Below are 20,701 nucleotides of genomic sequence, written 5' to 3'. Positions count from 1 at the left end.
TTTAGTTATTTCCTAAAATCAAGGGCAATCCACTATCGCCCGATCCTACCACGACGATTTTGGAGTTTGGTGACTGAGAGAGCTGTAAAGTAGCTTCAATACCTTTGTCTTGAAGGATCTTGTCTGTCAAGGAGGCACTTAAAATACGGTTCGCATCGGCCTTACCTTGGGCTTCGATCCGTTGCCTTTCCGCTTCCTTTTCAGCTTTGGCCAGCCTGAATTCGTACTCTAGACTTTCCTGTTCTTGTTTTAGCTTACGTTCAATGGCCTCCTTGATGGTCGGGGGCAACTTCACATCCTCGACCAAAATCCGTTTTACGTTCAAATATTGGCCTTGGAGTTCCTTGCGGACTTCTTCCAATATCTCTTGCTCGATCACATCCCTTTTGCTCGAATAAAGCTGCTCGGGTGTGTATCGACCTACTACGCTCCTTGCGGCGGAGTTGATGGCGGGATCCAATAATTCATCGATAAAATCCTCCCCCTTGGTTTTGATCAGATTCCCGAGGTTTTCGTATTCGGGTTCGAACCATATGGTTCCGTTAACCGAAACCTGCAGGCCGTCGACCGATAGCACGTTCATCTCATCGGTTATCGATTGCTGGCGCACCTTATGGATCAACATGTCGTTCCAGGGTGCGACGATTTGCCATCCTTCACCATAGGTCTTGTCGGTTACGACACCCCCTCCGGCCGGTTTGAACAATACACCGCCTTCACCAGGACCGATGCGAACGATCGTTTTGGAAACAAAAACGATAAGTAAGATCGCAATGAAAACGATCGGTAGGGCTATTCTTGGTAATCTATCCATTTTCGTGTGTTTTATAATAATCCGTTATACTTTCTTATTAACCATTCCGCACCCAAAAAAAGAACGATGAGGAACATCATGATGCGAAAATCTATTAAAGATACTACATTCTTAGTGCTTTTTTGAACCGGAAGGTATTTGTCGTCCGAATGGAGGGTGTCGACCAAGTCCCCAACCGCATCGCTATAATAGAGCTGTCCATTGTTGCGACCTGCAAAACGGGCCAATTTTCCGTCATCCGCCGAAAGGAATTGTTGCTCCAAATCAAAATCGAGTATGCTGAACTTGCCTGACCGCTTTCGGTTGTCATTGGTTTCCGTAACGGTAAAACCATACTCCCCCGCCGGTAAATCGGCCAAATCGATTTCATATTGATAGCCTTTCAAAAGCATTGGACGCTGGGTGTTAAACCCATTTGGCCCTGAAATTTCAATTTCCAGACTGGCATTTCTTTTAAACGTAAAGGTTTCATCGAAATAGGACGCATTGATCCTCGCAAGGCCATCACCTTGAAAGACATTCTCATAATCCAATTCCAGTCTATTTCGTGTACCGGCATCGCCTAGATAGCGCATTAACTGGTCCATGAAACCATCGAACATTTCGAAACTCCGATTGGAACGATAGTCCTGCAACCGCCATTTCCATAAGTTCTCACCTAACAAAAGCACTTCTTTCGTTCGATCTTCCCCCAGGGTCAACAAAAGGGGATCGGTCAATCGCACTCCTTGTATGATCTGGGTGGCCACGGCCTCGTAGGGTACGGTAATCAACAATTCTCCCAATGTGGTCTCCAAAGGTGGAAAATCGATCATTTCGAAACCGCTGATATCAAAACTCGAAAAGGCCTCGTTTTTATCGGCCAAGACATTCTCGGATTGGGTGTAACTTTCCTTCGTATACGCGGACTGTATCCGATTTAGAAATTGCCAATCCGTTCTTGGTCCGGTAATGGTGAACTTCCCGACACCTTTGTTACTTATCGCCTCATATAAGGGGCCGAAGGAGTTGTCAGGTTGGTACAAAATGACCAGATCAGCGCCATCCATCCTTTCGAGGGCGCTCTTTGGCGAAAGTAAACTGACCGTGCGCTGTTCATTGGATTCAATGGACTTTGTAAGCGCACCTAGATCGGGATGCATAAAGGAGGTGACCAAGAGGATATCGGTTTTTTCATCGATGACCTCAATGAATTCAGACCGGGTGTTATTGGCCAAATACTGTTCATCAGGTATCCCGGTGGCCAACAGTCGTACTTCTTGTAGTCCAACACGATCGGCACGCAAAGTGGTCGAAACCGTACGAGCTCGATTTGATGGTGAGAACGTAACCGTTTCCTTGAAAGCGGTCCGCCCGTTCCAAACTATGGAAAGTTGTGTTTCTACCGCCTTGGCACCGGAATAAACCAAACCGATCTCAACAGGAAAAGAATTCCCTAAAAAGGAATACTTGTTCATCGTGACTTGATCGATCCGAAGGTCTTGGTATCGGGTAGTATCGCCTATGACAACCGGAAGGGTCGTGACAGATGCCGGCATATTCACATACTCATAATCGTTACCCAAGTTTTGGTTGCCATCGGTCAAGACCACCATTGCCGTTGTTTTGGAGTCGTATAAGTCGGACAAGTTTTCAAGGGCAGCTGCCAGGTCGGTCGTTCGTCCGGAAAAATCGGAACTGTCGTTTTCCTCGATCCGCTCGTCGAATCGATAAAAGTGTTGGTTGAATCGATCTTCAAGTGTGGGATCTGATTTGATCCGATCCAAAACATCGACCAAAACCGAATCACCCCCAAGTGCGGAAATGGATGAAGAATTATCAACCAAAACCACTAGTTCCGGTTTTTCTAGATAATACTCCGATTTTTCGAGTTTTGGATCAATGAACAATACTAGTGCCGCAAAAACGGCCAAGCCCCTGAGCAAGGCAAGCACAAAGCTGTACGGACGTTTTGGTACTTTATGGTAATATTGGAAATATGCAAGGGTACATGCAACCAGAACGGCGAGTACGATCAATAAAACGGTACCATATTGCATGCTTGTATATCGCTAATTTAGGTCAACATCCCCCCGTCGACGTTCAATACCTGCCCGGTAACATAGGCAGATAAGTCACTGGCCAAATAAAGACAGGCATTAGCCACATCTTCCGGGGTTCCGCCACGTTTCAACGGAATCGCATCACGCCAACCCTGTACGGTCTTTTCGTCCAACTTATCGGTCATTTCGGTTTCGATAAAGCCAGGGGCAATGGCATTGCATCGTATGTTTCGAGAACCCAGTTCGAGGGCGACCGATTTGGTAAATCCGATCATACCCGCCTTTGAAGCGGCGTAGTTCGTTTGACCGGCATTGCCTTTGACCCCAACGACACTGCTCATGTTGATGATCGACCCCTTACGCTGCTTTAGAAAAGTACGTTGGATGGCCTTGGTCATGTTGAATACCGATTTCAAGTTGATTTCAATGACTTGGTCAAAGTCCTCCTCACCCATACGCATGAGAAGGTTGTCTTTGGTGATTCCGGCGTTGTTGATCAATACATCAACCGTTCCGAAATCGGACAAAACATCGGCTACCAGTTGTTCCGATTCTTCGAAACTACCTGCATTGCTCTTATATGCCTTGGCCTGTACCCCCAATGCCTTCAATTCATTTTCTAAGGCAATGGCCGGACCTTCGCTAGAACTGTAAGTGAACGCCACATTCGCCCCGTTTGCCGCGAATACCTCTGCGATTCCTTTTCCGATTCCCCTACTGGCTCCGGTAATGATGGCCGTCTTTCCTTCTAAAAGTTTCATATGTCTTATTGTTTGGTCGGTATGCTATCAAATATACGTGATGTGGGCGATGTTTGCCCATAAAAAAATCCCGATAAAATCGGGATTTATCAAAGTTTTAACGAAACTACGCCATCACCGACTTCACCTTTACACCGATTTCGGCAGGTGAGTCGACTACGTGTATGCCGCATTCTTTCATGATTCTTTTCTTGGCCTGTGCGGTATCATCGCTACCACCGACGATTGCCCCAGCGTGACCCATGGTCCTTCCTGCCGGAGCTGTTTCCCCTGCGATGAATCCGACAATCGGCTTGTTGCTGCCACTTGCTTTATACCATTTGGCAGCATCGGCTTCTAGCTGTCCACCGATTTCACCGATCATGACCACGCATTCCGTTTCCGGATCATTGATCAATAGCTCAACGGCTTCTTTGGTCGTGGTTCCGATAATCGGGTCACCACCGATACCAATAGCGGTCGTAATTCCCAATCCTTGACGAACGACCTGATCGGCCGCTTCGTAAGTCAACGTCCCTGATTTCGAAACGATACCAACATTCCCTTTCTTAAACACGAAACCGGGCATAATACCCACCTTTGCTTCTCCAGGGGTAATGACACCCGGACAATTAGGTCCGACTAAGGTGCAATCCAGGTTTTTAATGTAATCGTTGGCCTTAACCATGTCCGCCACTGGAATACCTTCCGTGATGGTGATGATTACCTTGATTCCGGCGTTAGCCGATTCCATGATCGCATCGGCAGCAAAGGCCGGTGGCACGAAAATAATCGCCGTATCGGCTCCGACTTTTTCGACAGCCTCGGCCACGGTATTGAATACCGGTCTGCCCAAGTGTTCTTGCCCTCCTTTGCCAGGCGTTACACCGCCTACGATATTGGTACCGTATTCGATCATTTGCTCAGCATGGAAGGTGCCTTCGCTTCCGGTGAACCCTTGTACGATTATTTTGGAATCTTTATTTACTAATACGCTCATTGTGTCATTTGTTTTGCCGGCACAAAAATACAGTTTTGTGCAGTTCAAAAAAGCTATTTGTCTTGTAATTTTTTAAGGATCTCGGGCATGCTCTTTAACGTGGCGAGTTCTTTCATTTTCTTTCGTGCTTCTTCAGCCGGACTGCCGAAATAGGTCTTGCCCCCTTCCAAAGTACGTCCTACACCCGATTGGGCATAGACCACTGCACCTTTACCGATTGTGATACCACTGATAACCCCTACTTGGCCCCATAAGGTAACTTCGTCTTCAACCACAACGCATCCCGCTATGCCGGTATGGGAGGCGATCAAACACCTTTCACCTACAACGGTATCGTGACCGATTTGGATCTGATTGTCCAATTTCGTGCCTTTTTTTATCGTAGTATCCCCGCTTACTCCCCTATCAATGGTGCAGTTCGCACCGATATCGACATGGTCTTCAATGATGACCCGGCCACCGGATTTCAGTTTATCGAATCCTTCCGGTCGTTTTTTGTAATAGAAGGCATCCGCCCCTAGAATGGTGCCGGAATGGATGGTTACATGATCACCGATTATGGCATGGTCATAAATCGCTACATTGGCATGGATGACACAGTGCTTACCAATTTGGACATGATTACCGATGAATGCATTGGGTTGGATGATCGTGCCTTCACCGATTCGAGCCGTTGCTGAAATATTCGAAGCACAAGGTTCGAAAGGTTTGAAATGCTGCGTCAAGGTATTGAAATCGCGAAATGGATCGTCTGAAAGCAAAAGGGCCTTTCCTTGCGGGCAATCGACCTTTTTATTGATCAAAACAATGGTCGCTTTCGATGCCAATGCCTTGTCATAGTACTTGGGATGGTCTACAAATACGATGTCACCTGGTTCGACGACGTGGATTTCGTTCATTCCCTGCACAGCAAAATCAGCTGGGCCCACATAGTCACAGTCGATAAGGGCAGCGATTTCCTGAAGCTCATATGTGCGTGGAAATTTCATGGTCGGGATTATTCCTTCGCGCGTTCCATGTACGCCCCTTTTTCAGTATCGATCTTTATCTTATCACCTTCGTTGATAAAAAGAGGAACATTGATCCGCGCCCCGGTCTCGACCGTTGCGGGTTTGGTGGCGTTGGTCGCGGTATTGCCTTTGACCCCCGGTTCGGTATGGGTGACCTCTAAAACGACACTTGCCGGCATATCGACCGATAAGGGCATGCTGTCTTCCGTATTGAATAATATCGTTACCACCTCTCCTTCTTTGAGAAGGTCGGGGGCGTCCAAACTTGATTTTTGGAGTGAAATCTGATTGTAATCATCGGTATTCATAAAATGAAAGGTGTCCCCTTCATTGTAGAGGTATTGGTAAGAGCGGGTCTCCACGCGTACATCCTCGATCTTGTGTCCCGCCGAGAAGGTATTGTCGATGACCTTACCAGTCGTTACACTTTTAAGTTTGGTTCGTACGAAAGCTGGTCCTTTACCCGGCTTTACATGTAAAAACTCCACGATTTTGTAGATATCGTGATTGTATTTGATGCATAATCCTTTGCGGATGTCGGAAGTGTTTGCCATAATCAGTTGCTGCTAAAATATCCTTTCATGATACCACGTTGCGAATCCCTGATGAACTGTAAGATCTCATCACGTTCGGGGGTGGCTTCCATTTCGGCCTCGATGATCGAAGCGGCCTGGGAGTTGTTATAATTTTTTTGGTATAGAATACGGTAAATGTTCTGTATTTCACGGATTTTTTCCGAGGCGAACCCCCTACGGCGAAGTCCGACCGAATTGATCCCCACATACGAAAGGGGCTCCCTCGCCGCCTTGACGAACGGGGGCACATCCTTACGTACCAAGGAACCTCCGGTTACAAAGGCATGCTTGCCGATCGAGACGAATTGGTGTACGGCGACCATGCCTGCCAAAACCACATTGCTTCCGATGGTCACATGACCTGCCAAAGTCGAATTATTACTGAATATACAGCCGTCATTGACCAAACAATCGTGGGCGATATGGCAATATGCCATGATCAGGCAATTGTTACCGATAACCGTTTTCATACGATCTGAAGTACCCTTATTGATCGTTGCGCATTCTCGTATCGTGGTATTGTTTCCGATGTGGACCGTGGTTTCCTCACCTTGGTATTTAAGGTCCTGTGGGGTCGCCGAAATGACGGCACCGGGAAAAATATTGCAATTTTTTCCGATCCGAGCTCCTTCCATAATGGTCACGTTCGAACCGATCCATGTGCCCTCACCGATTGTGACATTATTATGGATGGTGGTAAAGGGTTCGATCACGACGTTTTTGGCGATTTTGGCCCCTGGGTGGACGTATGCTAAGGGTTGATTCATCTCAATTTCCTTTTACTTTGGTTATTTGGGCCATGATTTCAGCTTCTGAAACCACTCTTCCATTCGCATAGGCCCTAGCTTGCATTTGACAAATCCCCCTTCGTATCGGGGTCATCAAATCCAACTTGAATATCAAGGTATCGCCTGGAACGACTTGGTGCTTGTAACGTACATTATCGATTTTAAGCAAATAGGTCAGATAGTTTTCCGGATCCGGAACGGTACTGAGTACCAAAATGCCTCCTGTCTGGGCCATCGCTTCAATCTGCAATACTCCCGGCATGACCGGTGCTCCCGGAAAATGCCCAACGAAGAACGGTTCGTTCATGGTCACGTTCTTCACACCGATGACATGTTCTTCGGAAAGTTCCATAATCTTATCGACCAATAAAAAAGGCGGTCTATGGGGTAACATTTCCATGATCTGGTTGATGTCCTTCACAGGAGTGGCATGCAAATCAACCTCAGGCACGTAATTGCGACGTTCTTGCTTGATGATCTTTTGCAGTTTCTTGGCAAATTGGGTATTGACATAATGACCCGGTTTGTTGGCGATCACCTTACCCCGAATCCTAGTGCCTGCCAAGGCCAAATCGCCAATGACATCCAATAATTTATGCCTTGCTGCCTCATTGGGCTGGTGCAAGGTCAAATTGTCTAAGATGCCGTTGGGTTTTACCGATAGTTTCTTTTTGTTGAAGGCCTTTTCGAGCTTTTTCATAGTCGGCTCCGAAATTTCCTTATCCACATACACTATGGCATTGTTCAAATCCCCGCCTTTAATGAGCCCATGCTCTAAGAGCATTTCGAGTTCGTGCAAAAAACTGAAGGTTCGTGCGTAGGCGATCTCATCCTTAAAATCACTGATATGATCCAAGGTCGCGTTTTGGGTACCCAATACTTTGGTGCCGAAATCGACCATGGTGGTAATTTGATATTCGTCTGCAGGAATAATGGTGATTTCACTACCAGAGGCCTCATCTTTATAACTGATGACATCCTTGACCACATATTCTTCGCGGGCTTCATCCTGTTCGACGAAACCGACCTTTTCTATGGCCTCGACGAAGTATTTGGAGGAGCCGTCCATGATGGGTGGTTCAGGGGCATCCAATTCGATCAGTACATTGTCGATCTGCATGCCGACCAGGGCGGCCAAAACATGTTCGGAGGTCTGGATCTTCACTCCGTTCTTCTCGAGATTGGTTCCTCGTTGGGTATTGACCACATAAGCGGCATCGGCTTCAATGATGGGCTCGCCTTCCAAATCAACGCGTTTGAACGCGAAACCATGGTTCGCTGGAGCCGGGAGAAACTTCATGTTGACGTTTTCACCGGTATGTAATCCAACTCCTTTAAGGGTAATCTCTTGAGCAATCGTGCGTTGCATCGTGTTTGTCTTCATTGTCACTTTTCCTTTTCTAGATCAGAAATCCTGCTAACAATTTTGGGTAGGTTTTTAAAATGCACGTATGATTTATTGTAATCTCCGTAATTCAATGCAGGTGAGCCTTGCAACACTTCGTCATCCTTCACGTTACGACCAATACCGGATTGGGCCTGAATCCTTACACGGTCACCTATGGTTATATGGCCGACGATCCCCACTTGCCCCCCTATCAAGCAATGCTTGCCGATCTTGGTCGATCCGGCGACACCGGTTTGGGCTGCAATGGCCGTATGCTCTCCTATTTCAACGTTATGGGCGATCTGTATCTGGTTGTCCAATTTGACGCCCCTGCGCAACACCGTAGATCCCAAAGTCGCGCGATCGATGGTCGTGCCTGCCCCCACGTCGACATGGTCTTCAATAATCACGTTTCCGGTCTGTGGTACTTTGCTATATTCTCCCTTTTCATTCGGGGTGAAACCAAAACCGTCTGCACCGATGATCGCACCACTATGAATGACACAATCCTTTCCGATAATGGATTCCGAATAGATCTTCGCTCCGGCAAAGATGACGCAATTGTCACCAATGGTCACGTTATCGCCTATATATACGTTAGGGTATACCTTCACATTGTCGCCTATGGCCACATTATCACCCAAATAAGAAAACGCCCCTAAATAAAAGGCTTCTCCGTATTGGGCACTTTCAGATACGAAAGAGGGGTTTTCGACACCCACTTTGTTGTTCTTGACCTGGTTGTAGTATTCCAAAAGTTTCGAAAACGACTTATAGGCGTCATCCACCTTGATCAGGGTCGTTTTTACCTGTTGTTCGGGAATAAAGTCGCGATTGACAATAGTTATCGAAGCTTTTGTGGAATAAATATAGGGGGTGTATTTCGGGTTGGCCAGAAAGGTCAACGAGCCTTTCTCCCCTTCCTCGATCTTCGAAAGTTTGTTTACCGAAGTTTCAGGGTTTCCTTCGACTTCGCCCTCTAATATTCCGGCGATTTGGGTGGCGGTAAATTCCATTTCGGCAAAAGTAAGAAAATTTACTAAACGCCATTCTTGGGATAGCAGGCATAATACTTCACCACTTCTTTTGAAAGCGCCTTCAAGTTGAAATGGTCTGAAGCTTTTGCAACATCGACCAATTTTCCTTTCTTGGTCAGGATATTGATGTTCTCTTCGGCATCGTTGTAGGCACGGTTGCGGAGTTCCCCATCAAAGACAAAGAAGGCTACTTCTTGGTCATCCAATTGATGCGTCTGCTTCAAAAACGCCTTTCGTTCTTCAAGTTTGGCCGTATCGATCGGGCGGTCTTTGATCTTTATCTTCAATAGCCTTCGATCCAATAACATTTCGGAAAGCCTTGAAATCACGAAATCAGGTTCCTTCTTCCATGCTTTCAAAGCTGCGAGTACATCGATATCATCAAGTTCGGCAAAAGACTCGAGTGAAAATGGGTTTTCCGACTCTTGTAAGAACCCTTTGAGCACAACCGGGCAGTTTTGCAACCGGCCTGCTACGAGTAATTGGCGCGCCCTACGAATGACCTTTACCAGCAATTGCTCAGCCACCAAACCTGTTTTATGAAGGTATACTTGCCAGTACATGAACCGTCGGGCCATTAAGAACTTCTCGACGGAATAGATCCCCTTTTCCTCGACCACCAATTCATTGTCTTTGACGTTCAACATGGTCAGCAGGCGTTCGGAGTTGATGTTGCCTTCAGAGACCCCGGTATAAAAACTATCTCGCTTGAGATAATCCAATCGGTCCATGTCCAATTGGCTAGAGACCAGCTGGTTCATGAAATTCTTGGGATGCTCTTTTTTAAATATCCTTAGGGCCATATCCAGCGCCCCATCGAATTCCGTATTCAATCGCTGCATGAACAACAAGGAGATCTCCTCATGTCCTTTATCGGGCACTAAAACATGTTCAAGGGCGTGTGAAAAAGGGCCATGCCCGATATCATGGAGTAAAATGGCACAAAGCAAACCGGTTTCCTCCGCTTCCGAAATGGATACCCCTTTGTAACGTAAGACGCCGACGACCTTACGCATCAAATGCATGCAGCCCAGGGCGTGGTGAAACCGGGTATGATGCGCCCCAGGGTAGACCACGTAAGACATTCCCATCTGTGAGATCCTCCGCAATCGTTGAAAATACGGATGCGCGATCAGGTTGAAAATAAGTTCATTGGGTGTGCCAATAAAACCGTAGATTGGGTCGTTAAATATTTTAAGCTTATTGGTCTCGGCCAAGGCGTAAGGATTATTCCGCAAAGATAGCTACTATATGAAACAAATCTCAATTCTTTGGGTTGACGACGAAATCGAACTACTCAAACCCCATATCCTCTTTCTAGAAAACAAAGGTTATCAGGTGGCTACCTCACCCAGTGGTCAAGATGCCTTGGAAGAGTTGTCCGAACGCAATTTCGATATTGTCTTCTTGGATGAAAACATGCCGGGTATTTCCGGATTGGAAACCTTGAACGAATTGAAACAGATCGATGCTTCCTTGCCCGTGGTGATGATTACCAAGAGTGAGGAAGAATACATTATGGATGAAGCGATCGGCAACAAAATCGCCGATTACTTGATCAAACCGGTCAATCCGAACCAAATACTACTTTCCCTTAAAAAGAACTTGGATAATTCGCGTTTGGTTTCGGAGCGTACAACGGCGAATTACCAACAGGAATTCCGAAAAATCGCTATGGACTTGTCTATGGTGAACAGTCATGAGGAATGGGCGGAATTGTATAAGAAGTTGATCTTTTGGGAACTTCAGCTCGAAGCCATCGAGGATTCCGGCATGTTCGAGATCTTGGAATCCCAAAAGGTGGAAGCCAATACCCAGTTCAGCAAATTCGTGGACAAGAATTATCGCGATTGGTTTGATGGGGACGGACCTGTGCTTTCGCACCGGGTTTTCAAGGAGTTGGTCCAACCTGAGTTGAAAAACGCCCCTACCCTTTTGGTCGTCATCGACAATCTGAGGTACGATCAGTGGTTTGCTTTTGAGGATGTGGTTTCCAATTTTTACAAGAAAAGCTCGGAAACCCCCTATTACAGTATTTTGCCCACCGCTACACAATATGCGCGCAATGCTATTTTTTCAGGACTGACGCCCCTGCAAATGGAGAAACAGCATCCCGAATTCTGGAAAAACGATACCGAAGAAGGCGGTAAGAACCTCTACGAAGCGGAGTTTTTGGATGCCCAATTGAAGCGGCTTCGACTTGAATTGAAATGGGAATACCACAAAATCAGTAGCTTGCGGCAAGGAAAACAACTGGCACAGAATTTCAGGTCGCAAAAAGACAACGATTTGACGGTTATTGTGTACAACTTCGTCGACATGTTATCGCACGCAAAGACCGAAATGGAAGTCATTAAGGAGTTGGCCAGTAATGACAAAGCCTATCGTTCCTTGACACTGAGTTGGTTCAAGAATTCGCCTTTGTTGGAAATCATCCAACAAGCGCAACAACTTGGGTTTAAATTATTGATTACAACGGATCATGGTACGATTAACGTGAAACAGCCTTCCAAAGTCATCGGCGATCGTGAGACCAGTCTGAACCTGCGCTATAAAACAGGTAGAAGCTTGACCTTTAACGAAAAGGAAGTTTTGGCTGCCAAAGAACCGGCGAAAGTGCATTTACCCAATATCAACGTCAGCAGTTCCTATATTTTCGCAAAGAACGATTTGTTTTTCGCCTACCCGAATAATTACAACCATTACGTTAGTTACTATCGCAATACCTATCAACATGGAGGTATTTCCTTGGAGGAAATGATCATCCCATTTGTCGTCATGGAGCCTCGTTAAGGAGAAATTTTGACCGTAGTTCGAACGAACTAAAACCACCCCTTATTTCGAAAAGTACCCAAATTTAAATTCTATGGGTTCTGAATAGACATAACTTTGTATGCTCAGATCATAGGATACCGGGGCTTCTAGTTCCTTCATGGTCTCGATCATGCGGAATACGGTCGCTTCGGAAACCCCAAGTCGTTCGGCCAATTGCTTCGGGCGACCTGTGGCCCGCAAGCGTATCAAGCGATCGACCCGTTCCAATAGGGCGATTTGTTTTGAAAGTTGTTTCATAGCTACAGTTTATAGGGTTAGGTACATCTCCAAGGCATTATAAAACCAATGGCTATCGAATGCCTGTTGTACTACATATCCAAATATAGTATATTTTCTATATATGAAGTATATATCCGCTATTTTTTTATCTTAAATGGGACGAAGACCCTTATTTATAGAAAATAGTATATTTGATTCCACAATACCCTATTTGCCATGGTGAAGACCATTGATAGACTCTTACAGTACATACAGCATGCTGGATTAAGTGCGCGCCAATTCGACATTTCGATCGGGGCCAGTAATGGGTATACCTTACGGATGAAAAAAAACCATGCCTCTATCGGGAGTGACGTCATCGAGACCATTGTCAAAACCTATCCTGATTTGAATCTGGTTTGGTTGATTACCGGAGAAGGGCCTATGCTCAATCAAAACAAAGGGATATTACAATCCGGTGCGCTACCAGAGGCACAGCAAAAGGAAATCGAGGCCATTGTCGATAAAAAACTGGAGGCCCAACACCAACAGGAAGTCAGGGAGTTGTTGGCCAAAGTAGCTGCTGAAATAGCGCAGCTCAAAAAGCAATAGAAAACCGATTAAAGCTGTTTTCGCAAATCCCTTTCCAAGCGTTCAAGGGCCCCTAACTTCGCTTTTCCCCCTTCTTGGGCAGCATTGATTTCTTCCAATTCGGAACGTGCCCTTTCAAGACGGGCCGACGATTTCCGCCAGGTATTGGCACGGCTAATCCCTGAGGCGGAAAAACTTTTGCGATATAAGGCCAGCAGCCGCATACGATCATAGGCCCGCATGCCCAAAAAGATGATGCCTAGCGCAGTCCCTAATAAAATCAATAGCATTCCAAGACTGGGAAGTACCATGGAATCCCCTGTCTTGGTCATCGCATACAGTGTCAAGAGCATTGGAACCAAAAAAGCATAGGTCCACCATGCCCGGATCTTGACGAAAAACAGGGTCAGTACCACAAGCAAAAGCAAAGCGCTTACTAAGGGGTAGTACGTCAACAGCTCTAGGTCGGAATCATTCACCATAGCCATCACGAATGGGGAAACTGCCCAACCGGATACCAAAACCAATGTTGCCATGATCAACCCATTGCGTTTGTAATCAAGGTGCTTGATAAAACATAAGAGAAAAACAAGTGGTTGTAAAGCAGCGAGTCGATTAGGGCTTTGCAGGTCGTTTCCATCAAACCACAAAGTGCCCGTATCGTGGGTACTGTATCCCCATATCGGGATATAGCGTAAAGTGGTCAGCAACAGGATCACGGCGACCCAAAGCAATTCCTTTCGAAAGTAGGAAACCCCATAAAGCGAAGATCGAATCATATTAGTTAAGTCGTTCCTGTCATCCAAATATAGATTATATCCTATAATCAAGAAAATCTACGCTATGCATTGCTAGACGGTTACTATTCATAACTTAAAATATTCTACTCATTTTGGGATGCTTTTTCATGAATTGTAAATAGTTTCGCAAAGAAACGCTAAGCGATAGCCGATACCATGGCGAAAAAGAAATTTAAATTGGAAGACCTTACGAAGGTTGCCCAAAGCATACTGAAAGGGGATGGATCAAAGCTCATTGCATTCCAGGGAGAAATGGGTGTAGGCAAAACAACCCTCATCAAAGCCTTGATCCACGAGTTGGGTGCTATAGACCAGGGGAATAGCCCGACCTTTGGCCTAGTGAACGAATACCATGACACCCAAGGGAAATTAATCGCTTATCATTTCGATTTTTATCGAATCGAAAATGAAGGGGAAGCCTATGATATGGGAGTTGATGAATATTTTGATTCCGGCGCCTATGTTTTCATGGAATGGCCCGAGCGCATCGCCACTATTTTACCAGAGGATACCCGGACTGTTTCCTTACACTTAATCGATGAAATCACCCGTAGTATCGAATATTGAATCTTACAAAAGCCGTGCTTCGTTTCTTTTTCTATCTTCTAACAGATTTAAAGTTCCCTCGATGAAAAGGTTAAAATTCGGGATGAAATGCAACTTTTATCGATGAAGTGCATTTCGGATAGAATATTTTCCTACATTTGCAAGGAATGAATTCATTTTAATAACCAAAAAATTAGTACGATGAACACTAAGAAGTTATTTTTTGGGTTTTTCGCCTTATTGATGTTGGTAGCTGCTTCAACTGCAACTGTTGCGGTAGACGGTCAACAGTCAGGGGTGAAAAAGGGAAAGGTTGCGAAAACAAATAAGAATTAGTTTTCTTAACCTCAATTTTTAAAAAAGGGCAATACTATTATTGCCCTTTTTTCGTTGTTATAGGCGAATATCGCCCCCAAATGAAGTATACACGATATACAAATCAACTGGCCAAAAAAAGAATCATCATAGAATCTTTCGTTGTGCTGTTAATAATTGCCTCTCCATTTATATTCAAAATCCATGAATACTATCCGGAAGATCCTGAGGCAATGGGTAAATTTTTATGGTTCGATGTTTCATCCAATGGATTTGCCGATGTATCGACCCATGTGTGGTTCTTTTTGAACAAGTTCATACCCCTATACTTATTGTTCATGTGGTTTTTGACCTGCAAACATTGGTGGTATCATATCATCTTGATACCTATACTCATGTATGCTTTTCAATTGTTTGAGTTGTACTACACCCCTGCTAGCGCTGATTCCTCAGTTGACAGTGAGAATATTCTTTGGTTATTGCCGGTCTGTATGGTCATTATCCCCTTTGTCTACTTTATCAGGGTGAAATTGTATGACAAGCATGTGCATGGCATCGACCTGAAGGCCATGGATACCGAGCTTCAAATCTTGAAAGAGAAAGAAGAACTCCGAAAGGAACGTGAGAAGCTGGAACAACGACGGGAGACCCTTGCAAAAAAAATGTAACTTTGGTCTACAGCTGACTGATACATGGGCCAACCCGCTTCACCATTTAGTAAACAACAACTTTTACCCCAAGAAGAAACCCTTGAAGTCCTAAAACAAAAGGGGGAGCTCTTCATTGGCATTCCGAAAGAAAACCAATACCAAGAAAAACGCATCTGCCTTACCCCCGATGCGGTGAACGCCATTACGGCACATGGGCACCGGGTCATGATCGAATCGGGCGCCGGTGACGGGGCCAATTATTCCGATCTCGATTATACCAATGCCGGGGCCGAGATCAGCAATGATATCAAAAAGGTGTTTTCTTGTCCGATCCTACTTAAGGTCGAACCCCCTACCCTTGAGGAAATCGAATTGATGAATCCGCAGGCCATTGTGATTTCGGCCTTACAGATCAAGACCCAATCCAAGAAGTATTTCGAACAATTGGCGCAAAAGCGTATCACTGCGATCGCGTTCGAGTACATCCGGGATGATGACGGCAAATATCCTGCGGTACGTTCTTTAAGTGAAATTGCCGGTATCTCCTCCATTTTGATCGCTTCCGAACTCATGGCGGCGACCAATGAGGGCAATGGGCTTATGTTTGGCAACATCAGCGGCGTACCGCCGGTAGAGGTGGTGATCATCGGTGCCGGAACGGTTGGGGAGTTCGCGGCACGATCGGCCTTGGGGCTAGGGGCCAATATCAAAGTGTTCGATAATTCGATCACCAAATTGCGCAACATACAGACGAACCTTAATCGGACCATCTACACCTCGACCATACAGCCTAAGAATCTTTTGAAGGCCTTGAAACGTTGCGATGTGGCCATCGGAGCCGCACGTGGCAAAGACCGTTCCCCGATCGTAGTTTCCTCGGGCATGGTCGAGCATATGAAAAAAGGGGCCGTCATCATCGATGTGAGCATTGATATGGGCGGCTGTTTCGAAACCTCTGAAGTGACCAATCACGAAAAGCCGACTTATGAAAAGTTCGGGGTGATCCATTATGGGGTGCCGAACATCCCTTCTCGTTACCCAAGGACGTCATCGATTTCGATCAGCAACATCTTTACCCCCTATTTGTTGAAAATAGGAGAAGACGGTGGATTGGAAAACTCGTTGCGATTCGATAAGGGCCTACGTAATGGACTTTATATGTACCATGGGATCTTGACCAACAAATCGGTGGGTGATTGGTTCGGACTTCCTTACAATGATATCAACTTCCTAATTTTTTGATCCCTATGGGTTTTATTCGACGCTTGGGCTGGTATTTGGTCGGCCTTTCGATTGGCCTGGTTTTCTTGTTTTTCTTTTTGAACAAAAAGTCAAAAGAGACCGACACCGAGTTTTGTTATTTTCCGAATTGCCGGGTGCTTAAAGAGCTACGATCAAAACCACTTGCTTATGGTTCTGAATCCATGATTCCTTTGGACAGCGTTTCGCTATTGGACGTATTCAAGAACGGCAAAGTCGATTTCGGGCGGAGCGACACCCAGAAGGAACCTTGTAAGGAGTATGTGATCGTTAATGGGGAAAAGACCATGGAGCTGGTCGTTGACAATTGTTCCGACAAGGTTGTCATTCGAGAAATGACCCGGCTCGACGATTAAAGTTTTCGCCTTGCTTTTTCCTGTTTCAACAATTCCAATTCCCTAGAGGTCTGCCCTGCCACCGAGGTATTCTCTTCGGCCCGCCGAATCAAGTAGGGCATAACGTCACGAACCGGGCCGTAGGGTACGTACTTGGCAACGTTGTACCCATGATGGGCCAAATTAAAACTAATATGGTCACTCATTCCATAAAGCTGGCCGAACCAAATTCGCGGATCATCTTTGGCCCTACCTAAGGTTTCGAGCTGTTCGATGACTTGGTAACTACTCGCTTCATTATGGGATCCCACAAATACCGCGAATCGATCCAAATGCCCCAACATGAAATGGACCGCCGCATCAAAATTAGCATCCGTAGCTTCTTTTGAGTGACAGATCGGACTTTTTAGTCCCATGGCTTCCGCTCGATCGTTTTCTTTTTCCATGTAGGCTCCCCTGACCACTTTGATACCTATGTGGAAATCCCGGGCTTCGGCTTGGGCATTGAGTTCTTTGAGATAATCCATCCGGTCCCATCGATACATTTGGGCCGTATTGAAGACTATGGGCTTGTTCTTGTTGTAGGAAGCCATCATTTGCAACGCCAAATCATCAGCTGCATCCTGCATCCAGCTTTCCTCGGCATCAATGAGCAGTGCCACTTCCAAATCATGTGCCTTGCGGCACACCTTGTGGTATCGCTGTATAATGCGTTCCCATTCTTCTTGCTCTGCTTCCGTTAGGGTTTCATTGGCCCCGACCTTTTCATACAGTTCGATGCGCCCAAAACCGGTTGGCTTGAATACCGCAAAGGGAATGGCGTTTTTCTCTTTCACAAAATCAAGGACTTGCAAAGTTTTCTCTAGGGCATGGTCAAATTGCGCCTCCTCTTTCTTGCCTTCTACGGAATAATCCAAAATCGAGCAGACCCCCTGTTCGAACATCCGGTCAATGATCTTTAAGCAATCGGCTTCGTTCACGCCGCCACAAAAATGATCGAATACGGTAGCACGGATCAGGCCTTCAACGGGAAGGTGTGCATTGATCGCGAAGTTGGTCACAGCCGTTCCGATACGCACTAAAGGTTCGTTGGCGATAAGGCGAAACAAAAAATAGGCGCGTTCGAGTTCGGAATCACTCTTTAAATGAAAAGCTATTGAAGTATCCTCAAAAATCGGCTCCATAATTATCAAATTCTCAAGAAAGCAAAGATAAGCAGGCCCTCTATATTCCAATCCATAAAATATGTCTTTATTTTGTCAGGAAGTATTTGCCTATGAATTCGGTTGTTACAGACGCACATGAAGTCCATTTTGGAGCGGTCGCCAAAGCGGCTTTACAGCAATATTTGCGAAACAGCACCTACTCCAAAGTCTTCGTCTTGGTTGACGAGATGACCGAAGCATGTTGTTTAGGTATCTTACGTGAATTTGTGGGTTGCAATTTCGATGGGGTATTTTGTATCAAGCCCGGTGAGCAGTACAAAAACATCGAAACCTGTGTTAGTGTCTGGGAAGATCTCTCCGACTTCGGAGGCGACCGTAAGAGCGTGTTGATCAACCTTGGTGGAGGCGTGGTGACCGACCTTGGTGGCTTCGTTGCCTCAACCTTTAAAAGAGGAATCGATTTCATTAACATACCAACGACCCTACTGGCCATGGTCGATGCCTCCTTAGGCGGTAAGACCGGTGTGGATCTGGGCAGTTTGAAGAACCAGGTCGGTGTCATCAACCAGCCGAAAATGGTACTGATCGTTCCTGAGTTTCTCCGCACCTTGGAAGCGCGCCAACGTACCAGCGGAACCGCTGAAATGTTCAAACATGGTTTGATCGCCGATAAACCCTACTGGGAAGCATTGCGGCAAACAACGGATTTTTCCGACGAGGCCCATATTAGGCAAAGCGTGCATATCAAGAACCAGGTCGTCGCCCAAGATCCGACGGAACAGCACGTTCGCAAAAAGTTGAATTTCGGCCACACCCTTGGTCACGCCATAGAATCGTACTTTTTGGAACAACCTGAAAAAGAAACCTTGTTGCATGGCGAGGCCATTGCGATCGGGATGATCCTCGAAGCCTTCCTTTCACACAAACTGACCGGACTTTCGATGTTGGAAGTTCAAGAGATCAAATCATCACTATTGGTCCATTTCGAAAAAGTCGACTTTTCAAAGCAAGACATCGAGATTATCTTAGATCTGCTCAAGCACGATAAGAAGAATGCCCATGGCAACATCAACTTCGTCTTGTTGGAAAGTATCGGAATTGCCCAAATCGACGTCAAGGTTCCCAATGAACTTTTTGTCGATGCCTTCGCATACTACAAGGAATCTTAGCTACGCATACTTTTTTTTGGCGTTGACAACTCTTTACGGACCCTGCATGTAAAATTGACTAGCTTAGGTTTGTGTAACCATAAAAACCTACCATGAAACGAAGCATTGTCGATTACAAAAAACTTGACCGTGATGTTGCCGCGCTCTTGATCGATCTATACCCTCACGGCTATGGTGATGAAGACATCATTATCTTGAGAAAACCCAGTGGAGAGGTGATCGAGGCCGTAGAAGTGAAAACGGAAGACACCATTTATTTGGTGAAAATCAGTAAAAGCCTATCCAACTTCATTTCGAATTTTGAAGAGACTATCGAAAAGGAACTCGATTCGAAATCGGAAAAGCAAACCTTGCCTACCGAAGCCATTGCCCCGGAACTTGAAAATGCAGGTGACCTCGAGGTGGATGCGGAAGAACTCTAACTACTACTACTGATTACAGATAGCGCTCACGGAGGATTTTAAAATGATGCGCTTGATGACCGCTGATTACAAACCCTAATGCCCTAACACTCATAGGCGTGCTATTGGCTGTTCCGATACTAGCCAACTCCCCTGCCCCGAATGAGGCGAAAAGTGACAAGCTCGACTTCCTAACGTTGGTATATTCTTCCAACAAACTTTCCTTAGTTCGCGAAGCGGCATTGGAATTCGGAACATATTCATCTTGATCGAATCCAGGTAAATCGGTGCCATCCTTTCTTGCAAAGCGCAAAGCACGATATTGAAATACCCGCTCGGCATCGATCAAATGCAACAAGACTTCGGCAACCGTCCATTTTCCATCAGCATAAGCGTGACTTAAAATTTCGGGTGATAAATCGCCAATGAACGCCTTCAAATCTTGCAAGCTCTTCTCAAGTGCTTGATCCATTTCCAGCGTACCGAGTATCTCGATATACGATTTGTAATACGGATTATATTCGTCTTGTGGCAATTCGCTGGCCTGCATCACAACTCGTTGAAGATGGTGTGCATCAATCTTTTCTTATCATTGATGCTTTCTTCAAGTGAAATCATGGTTTCCGTCCTACTGATGCCATCGATATCATCGATTTTGAAAATGATGTTCTTGGCATGCGTCGTATCACGGGCGCGAATCTTGCAGAAAATATTGAATTTGCCTGTGGTAATATGGGCCACCGTCACATAGGGAATCTGTGTTAAACGTTCCAATACGAATTTGGTCTGATGGGTCTTCTCCAAGAAAATCCCGACATAGGCGATAAACGAATACCCCAATTTAACATAGTCTAATGTTAAGGAAGACCCTTTGATGATACCGGCTTCCTCCATTTTTTTGACCCTAACATGCACCGTTCCAGCGGAAATCAACAATTTTTTGGCAATATCCGTAAACGGGGTCCTGGTATTGTCAATCAACATATCCAGTATTTGGTGGTCTATTTCGTCAAGCTTTACCTTGTTCATATTCAAATTATTT

Annotated in this window: 23 protein-coding genes; 8 read left to right on the top strand and 15 right to left on the bottom strand. The window is 45.7% G+C overall.

Annotated elements, in window-relative coordinates; all coding sequences use genetic code 11:
* Position 1: 1 nt before the first annotated feature.
* The 10 genes from ABV409_RS08125 to ABV409_RS08080 form a co-directional block, all read right to left on the bottom strand.
* Entirely contained in the window at positions 2-814 is an 813-nt protein-coding gene (locus ABV409_RS08125; RefSeq protein WP_353877082.1) for a prohibitin family protein, read from the bottom strand.
* Positions 815-825: 11 nt separating this feature from the next.
* The gene (locus ABV409_RS08120) at positions 826-2,853 is read right to left on the bottom strand and encodes a VWA domain-containing protein (RefSeq protein WP_353877081.1); all 2,028 of its coding nucleotides are present in this window, start codon (positions 2,851-2,853) and stop codon (positions 826-828) included.
* 17 nt (positions 2,854-2,870) lie between these two features.
* A complete protein-coding gene (gene fabG, locus ABV409_RS08115) occupies positions 2,871-3,617 on the bottom strand; it encodes a 3-oxoacyl-[acyl-carrier-protein] reductase (RefSeq protein WP_353877080.1) in 747 nt (248 codons plus the stop codon).
* A 106-nt stretch (positions 3,618-3,723) separates the two neighbouring features.
* On the bottom strand, positions 3,724-4,596 hold the full coding sequence (sucD, locus tag ABV409_RS08110; RefSeq protein WP_353877079.1) for a succinate--CoA ligase subunit alpha: 873 nt from the start codon (positions 4,594-4,596) through the stop codon (positions 3,724-3,726).
* Positions 4,597-4,649: 53 nt separating this feature from the next.
* Complete coding sequence (locus ABV409_RS08105; protein WP_353877078.1) at positions 4,650-5,585, bottom strand: UDP-3-O-(3-hydroxymyristoyl)glucosamine N-acyltransferase; 936 nt, start codon at positions 5,583-5,585, stop codon at positions 4,650-4,652.
* A gap of 8 nt (positions 5,586-5,593) precedes the next feature.
* Entirely contained in the window at positions 5,594-6,160 is a 567-nt protein-coding gene (gene efp / locus ABV409_RS08100; RefSeq protein WP_353877077.1) for an elongation factor P, read from the bottom strand.
* Between the two features lie 2 nt (positions 6,161-6,162).
* The gene (gene lpxA / locus ABV409_RS08095; protein ID WP_353877076.1) at positions 6,163-6,948 is read right to left on the bottom strand and encodes an acyl-ACP--UDP-N-acetylglucosamine O-acyltransferase; all 786 of its coding nucleotides are present in this window, start codon (positions 6,946-6,948) and stop codon (positions 6,163-6,165) included.
* Position 6,949: 1 nt separating this feature from the next.
* Positions 6,950-8,353 carry a bifunctional UDP-3-O-[3-hydroxymyristoyl] N-acetylglucosamine deacetylase/3-hydroxyacyl-ACP dehydratase gene (locus ABV409_RS08090; RefSeq protein ID WP_353877075.1) on the bottom strand — a complete coding sequence of 468 codons (1,404 nt, stop codon included), beginning with the start codon at positions 8,351-8,353 and terminating at the stop codon, positions 6,950-6,952.
* A 2-nt stretch (positions 8,354-8,355) separates the two neighbouring features.
* Entirely contained in the window at positions 8,356-9,372 is a 1,017-nt protein-coding gene (lpxD, locus tag ABV409_RS08085) for a UDP-3-O-(3-hydroxymyristoyl)glucosamine N-acyltransferase (protein ID WP_353877074.1), read from the bottom strand.
* A gap of 23 nt (positions 9,373-9,395) precedes the next feature.
* A complete protein-coding gene (locus ABV409_RS08080; RefSeq protein WP_353878154.1) occupies positions 9,396-10,610 on the bottom strand; it encodes an HD domain-containing protein in 1,215 nt (404 codons plus the stop codon).
* 34 nt (positions 10,611-10,644) lie between these two features.
* Between ABV409_RS08080 and porX the strand changes: the two genes are divergently transcribed.
* A complete protein-coding gene (gene porX, locus ABV409_RS08075) occupies positions 10,645-12,186 on the top strand; it encodes a T9SS response regulator signal transducer PorX (protein WP_353877073.1) in 1,542 nt (513 codons plus the stop codon).
* A 42-nt stretch (positions 12,187-12,228) separates the two neighbouring features.
* Here the strand turns inward: porX and ABV409_RS08070 are convergent, their stop codons facing one another.
* Positions 12,229-12,465 (bottom strand): helix-turn-helix domain-containing protein, encoded by a 237-nt coding sequence (locus ABV409_RS08070; protein ID WP_353877072.1) that lies wholly within the window; start codon positions 12,463-12,465, stop codon positions 12,229-12,231.
* A 198-nt stretch (positions 12,466-12,663) separates the two neighbouring features.
* Between ABV409_RS08070 and ABV409_RS08065 the strand changes: the two genes are divergently transcribed.
* Complete coding sequence (locus ABV409_RS08065; RefSeq protein WP_353877071.1) at positions 12,664-13,038, top strand: hypothetical protein; 375 nt, start codon at positions 12,664-12,666, stop codon at positions 13,036-13,038.
* Positions 13,039-13,046: 8 nt separating this feature from the next.
* Here the strand turns inward: ABV409_RS08065 and ABV409_RS08060 are convergent, their stop codons facing one another.
* Complete coding sequence (locus ABV409_RS08060) at positions 13,047-13,796, bottom strand: hypothetical protein (protein WP_353877070.1); 750 nt, start codon at positions 13,794-13,796, stop codon at positions 13,047-13,049.
* Positions 13,797-13,973: 177 nt separating this feature from the next.
* On the opposite strand from ABV409_RS08060, the gene tsaE reads away from it, so the two are divergent.
* The 4 genes from tsaE (at position 13,974) to ABV409_RS08040 (ending at position 16,944) form a co-directional block, all read left to right on the top strand.
* Entirely contained in the window at positions 13,974-14,384 is a 411-nt protein-coding gene (gene tsaE / locus ABV409_RS08055) for a tRNA (adenosine(37)-N6)-threonylcarbamoyltransferase complex ATPase subunit type 1 TsaE (RefSeq protein ID WP_353877069.1), read from the top strand.
* A 527-nt stretch (positions 14,385-14,911) separates the two neighbouring features.
* A complete protein-coding gene (locus ABV409_RS08050) occupies positions 14,912-15,346 on the top strand; it encodes a hypothetical protein (RefSeq protein WP_353877068.1) in 435 nt (144 codons plus the stop codon).
* 24 nt (positions 15,347-15,370) lie between these two features.
* Entirely contained in the window at positions 15,371-16,570 is a 1,200-nt protein-coding gene (locus ABV409_RS08045) for an alanine dehydrogenase (RefSeq protein ID WP_353877067.1), read from the top strand.
* 5 nt (positions 16,571-16,575) lie between these two features.
* A complete protein-coding gene (locus ABV409_RS08040; protein ID WP_353877066.1) occupies positions 16,576-16,944 on the top strand; it encodes a DUF4258 domain-containing protein in 369 nt (122 codons plus the stop codon).
* On the opposite strand, the gene ABV409_RS08035 is transcribed toward ABV409_RS08040, so the two are convergent.
* Positions 16,941-18,107 (bottom strand): proline dehydrogenase family protein, encoded by a 1,167-nt coding sequence (locus tag ABV409_RS08035; protein WP_353877065.1) that lies wholly within the window; start codon positions 18,105-18,107, stop codon positions 16,941-16,943. The two genes, ABV409_RS08040 and ABV409_RS08035, sit on opposite strands and share 4 nt — an antisense overlap.
* Before the next feature lie 92 nt (positions 18,108-18,199).
* On the opposite strand from ABV409_RS08035, the gene aroB reads away from it, so the two are divergent.
* Both aroB and ABV409_RS08025 read left to right on the top strand, forming a co-directional pair.
* A complete protein-coding gene (gene aroB / locus ABV409_RS08030) occupies positions 18,200-19,258 on the top strand; it encodes a 3-dehydroquinate synthase (RefSeq protein ID WP_353877064.1) in 1,059 nt (352 codons plus the stop codon).
* A gap of 92 nt (positions 19,259-19,350) precedes the next feature.
* Positions 19,351-19,680 carry a hypothetical protein gene (locus ABV409_RS08025; RefSeq protein ID WP_353877063.1) on the top strand — a complete coding sequence of 110 codons (330 nt, stop codon included), beginning with the start codon at positions 19,351-19,353 and terminating at the stop codon, positions 19,678-19,680.
* 13 nt (positions 19,681-19,693) lie between these two features.
* On the opposite strand, the gene ABV409_RS08020 is transcribed toward ABV409_RS08025, so the two are convergent.
* Both ABV409_RS08020 and ABV409_RS08015 read right to left on the bottom strand, forming a co-directional pair.
* Positions 19,694-20,209, bottom strand: coding sequence for a DinB family protein (locus tag ABV409_RS08020; protein WP_353877062.1), 516 nt, complete (start codon positions 20,207-20,209; stop codon positions 19,694-19,696).
* Entirely contained in the window at positions 20,209-20,688 is a 480-nt protein-coding gene (locus ABV409_RS08015; RefSeq protein ID WP_353877061.1) for an Lrp/AsnC family transcriptional regulator, read from the bottom strand. The genes ABV409_RS08020 and ABV409_RS08015 overlap by 1 nt, the downstream gene beginning before the upstream one ends.
* Positions 20,689-20,701: the final 13 nt, after the last annotated feature.

Origin of the sequence: Flagellimonas algarum (genome assembly GCF_040513375.1) — a bacterium.
Lineage (GTDB): Bacteria > Bacteroidota > Bacteroidia > Flavobacteriales > Flavobacteriaceae > Flagellimonas_B > Flagellimonas_B algarum.
This window is presented reverse-complemented; position numbering and strand designations above follow the sequence as displayed.

What these genes read in the sequence shown, in the direction of transcription:
- ABV409_RS08050 (WP_353877068.1), top strand. Translation starts at nt 14,912, where the DNA reads ATGGGTAAATTTTTATGGTTCGATGTTTCATCCAATGGATTTGCCGAT.
- ABV409_RS08090 (WP_353877075.1), bottom strand. Translation starts at nt 8,353, where the DNA reads ATGAAGACAAACACGATGCAACGCACGATTGCTCAAGAGATTACCCTT.
- ABV409_RS08105 (WP_353877078.1), bottom strand. Translation starts at nt 5,585, where the DNA reads ATGAAATTTCCACGCACATATGAGCTTCAGGAAATCGCTGCCCTTATC.
- ABV409_RS08125 (WP_353877082.1), bottom strand. Translation starts at nt 814, where the DNA reads ATGGATAGATTACCAAGAATAGCCCTACCGATCGTTTTCATTGCGATC.
- ABV409_RS08020 (WP_353877062.1), bottom strand. Translation starts at nt 20,209, where the DNA reads ATGCAGGCCAGCGAATTGCCACAAGACGAATATAATCCGTATTACAAA.
- ABV409_RS08045 (WP_353877067.1), top strand. Translation starts at nt 15,371, where the DNA reads ATGGGCCAACCCGCTTCACCATTTAGTAAACAACAACTTTTACCCCAA.
- sucD (WP_353877079.1), bottom strand. Translation starts at nt 4,596, where the DNA reads ATGAGCGTATTAGTAAATAAAGATTCCAAAATAATCGTACAAGGGTTC.
- ABV409_RS08065 (WP_353877071.1), top strand. Translation starts at nt 12,664, where the DNA reads ATGGTGAAGACCATTGATAGACTCTTACAGTACATACAGCATGCTGGA.
- lpxD (WP_353877074.1), bottom strand. Translation starts at nt 9,372, where the DNA reads ATGGAATTTACCGCCACCCAAATCGCCGGAATATTAGAGGGCGAAGTC.
- lpxA (WP_353877076.1), bottom strand. Translation starts at nt 6,948, where the DNA reads ATGAATCAACCCTTAGCATACGTCCACCCAGGGGCCAAAATCGCCAAA.
- porX (WP_353877073.1), top strand. Translation starts at nt 10,645, where the DNA reads ATGAAACAAATCTCAATTCTTTGGGTTGACGACGAAATCGAACTACTC.
- ABV409_RS08025 (WP_353877063.1), top strand. Translation starts at nt 19,351, where the DNA reads ATGAAACGAAGCATTGTCGATTACAAAAAACTTGACCGTGATGTTGCC.
- ABV409_RS08060 (WP_353877070.1), bottom strand. Translation starts at nt 13,796, where the DNA reads ATGATTCGATCTTCGCTTTATGGGGTTTCCTACTTTCGAAAGGAATTG.
- tsaE (WP_353877069.1), top strand. Translation starts at nt 13,974, where the DNA reads ATGGCGAAAAAGAAATTTAAATTGGAAGACCTTACGAAGGTTGCCCAA.
- ABV409_RS08070 (WP_353877072.1), bottom strand. Translation starts at nt 12,465, where the DNA reads ATGAAACAACTTTCAAAACAAATCGCCCTATTGGAACGGGTCGATCGC.
- fabG (WP_353877080.1), bottom strand. Translation starts at nt 3,617, where the DNA reads ATGAAACTTTTAGAAGGAAAGACGGCCATCATTACCGGAGCCAGTAGG.
- aroB (WP_353877064.1), top strand. Translation starts at nt 18,200, where the DNA reads ATGAATTCGGTTGTTACAGACGCACATGAAGTCCATTTTGGAGCGGTC.
- ABV409_RS08015 (WP_353877061.1), bottom strand. Translation starts at nt 20,688, where the DNA reads ATGAACAAGGTAAAGCTTGACGAAATAGACCACCAAATACTGGATATG.
- ABV409_RS08040 (WP_353877066.1), top strand. Translation starts at nt 16,576, where the DNA reads ATGGGTTTTATTCGACGCTTGGGCTGGTATTTGGTCGGCCTTTCGATT.
- efp (WP_353877077.1), bottom strand. Translation starts at nt 6,160, where the DNA reads ATGGCAAACACTTCCGACATCCGCAAAGGATTATGCATCAAATACAAT.
- ABV409_RS08120 (WP_353877081.1), bottom strand. Translation starts at nt 2,853, where the DNA reads ATGCAATATGGTACCGTTTTATTGATCGTACTCGCCGTTCTGGTTGCA.
- ABV409_RS08035 (WP_353877065.1), bottom strand. Translation starts at nt 18,107, where the DNA reads ATGGAGCCGATTTTTGAGGATACTTCAATAGCTTTTCATTTAAAGAGT.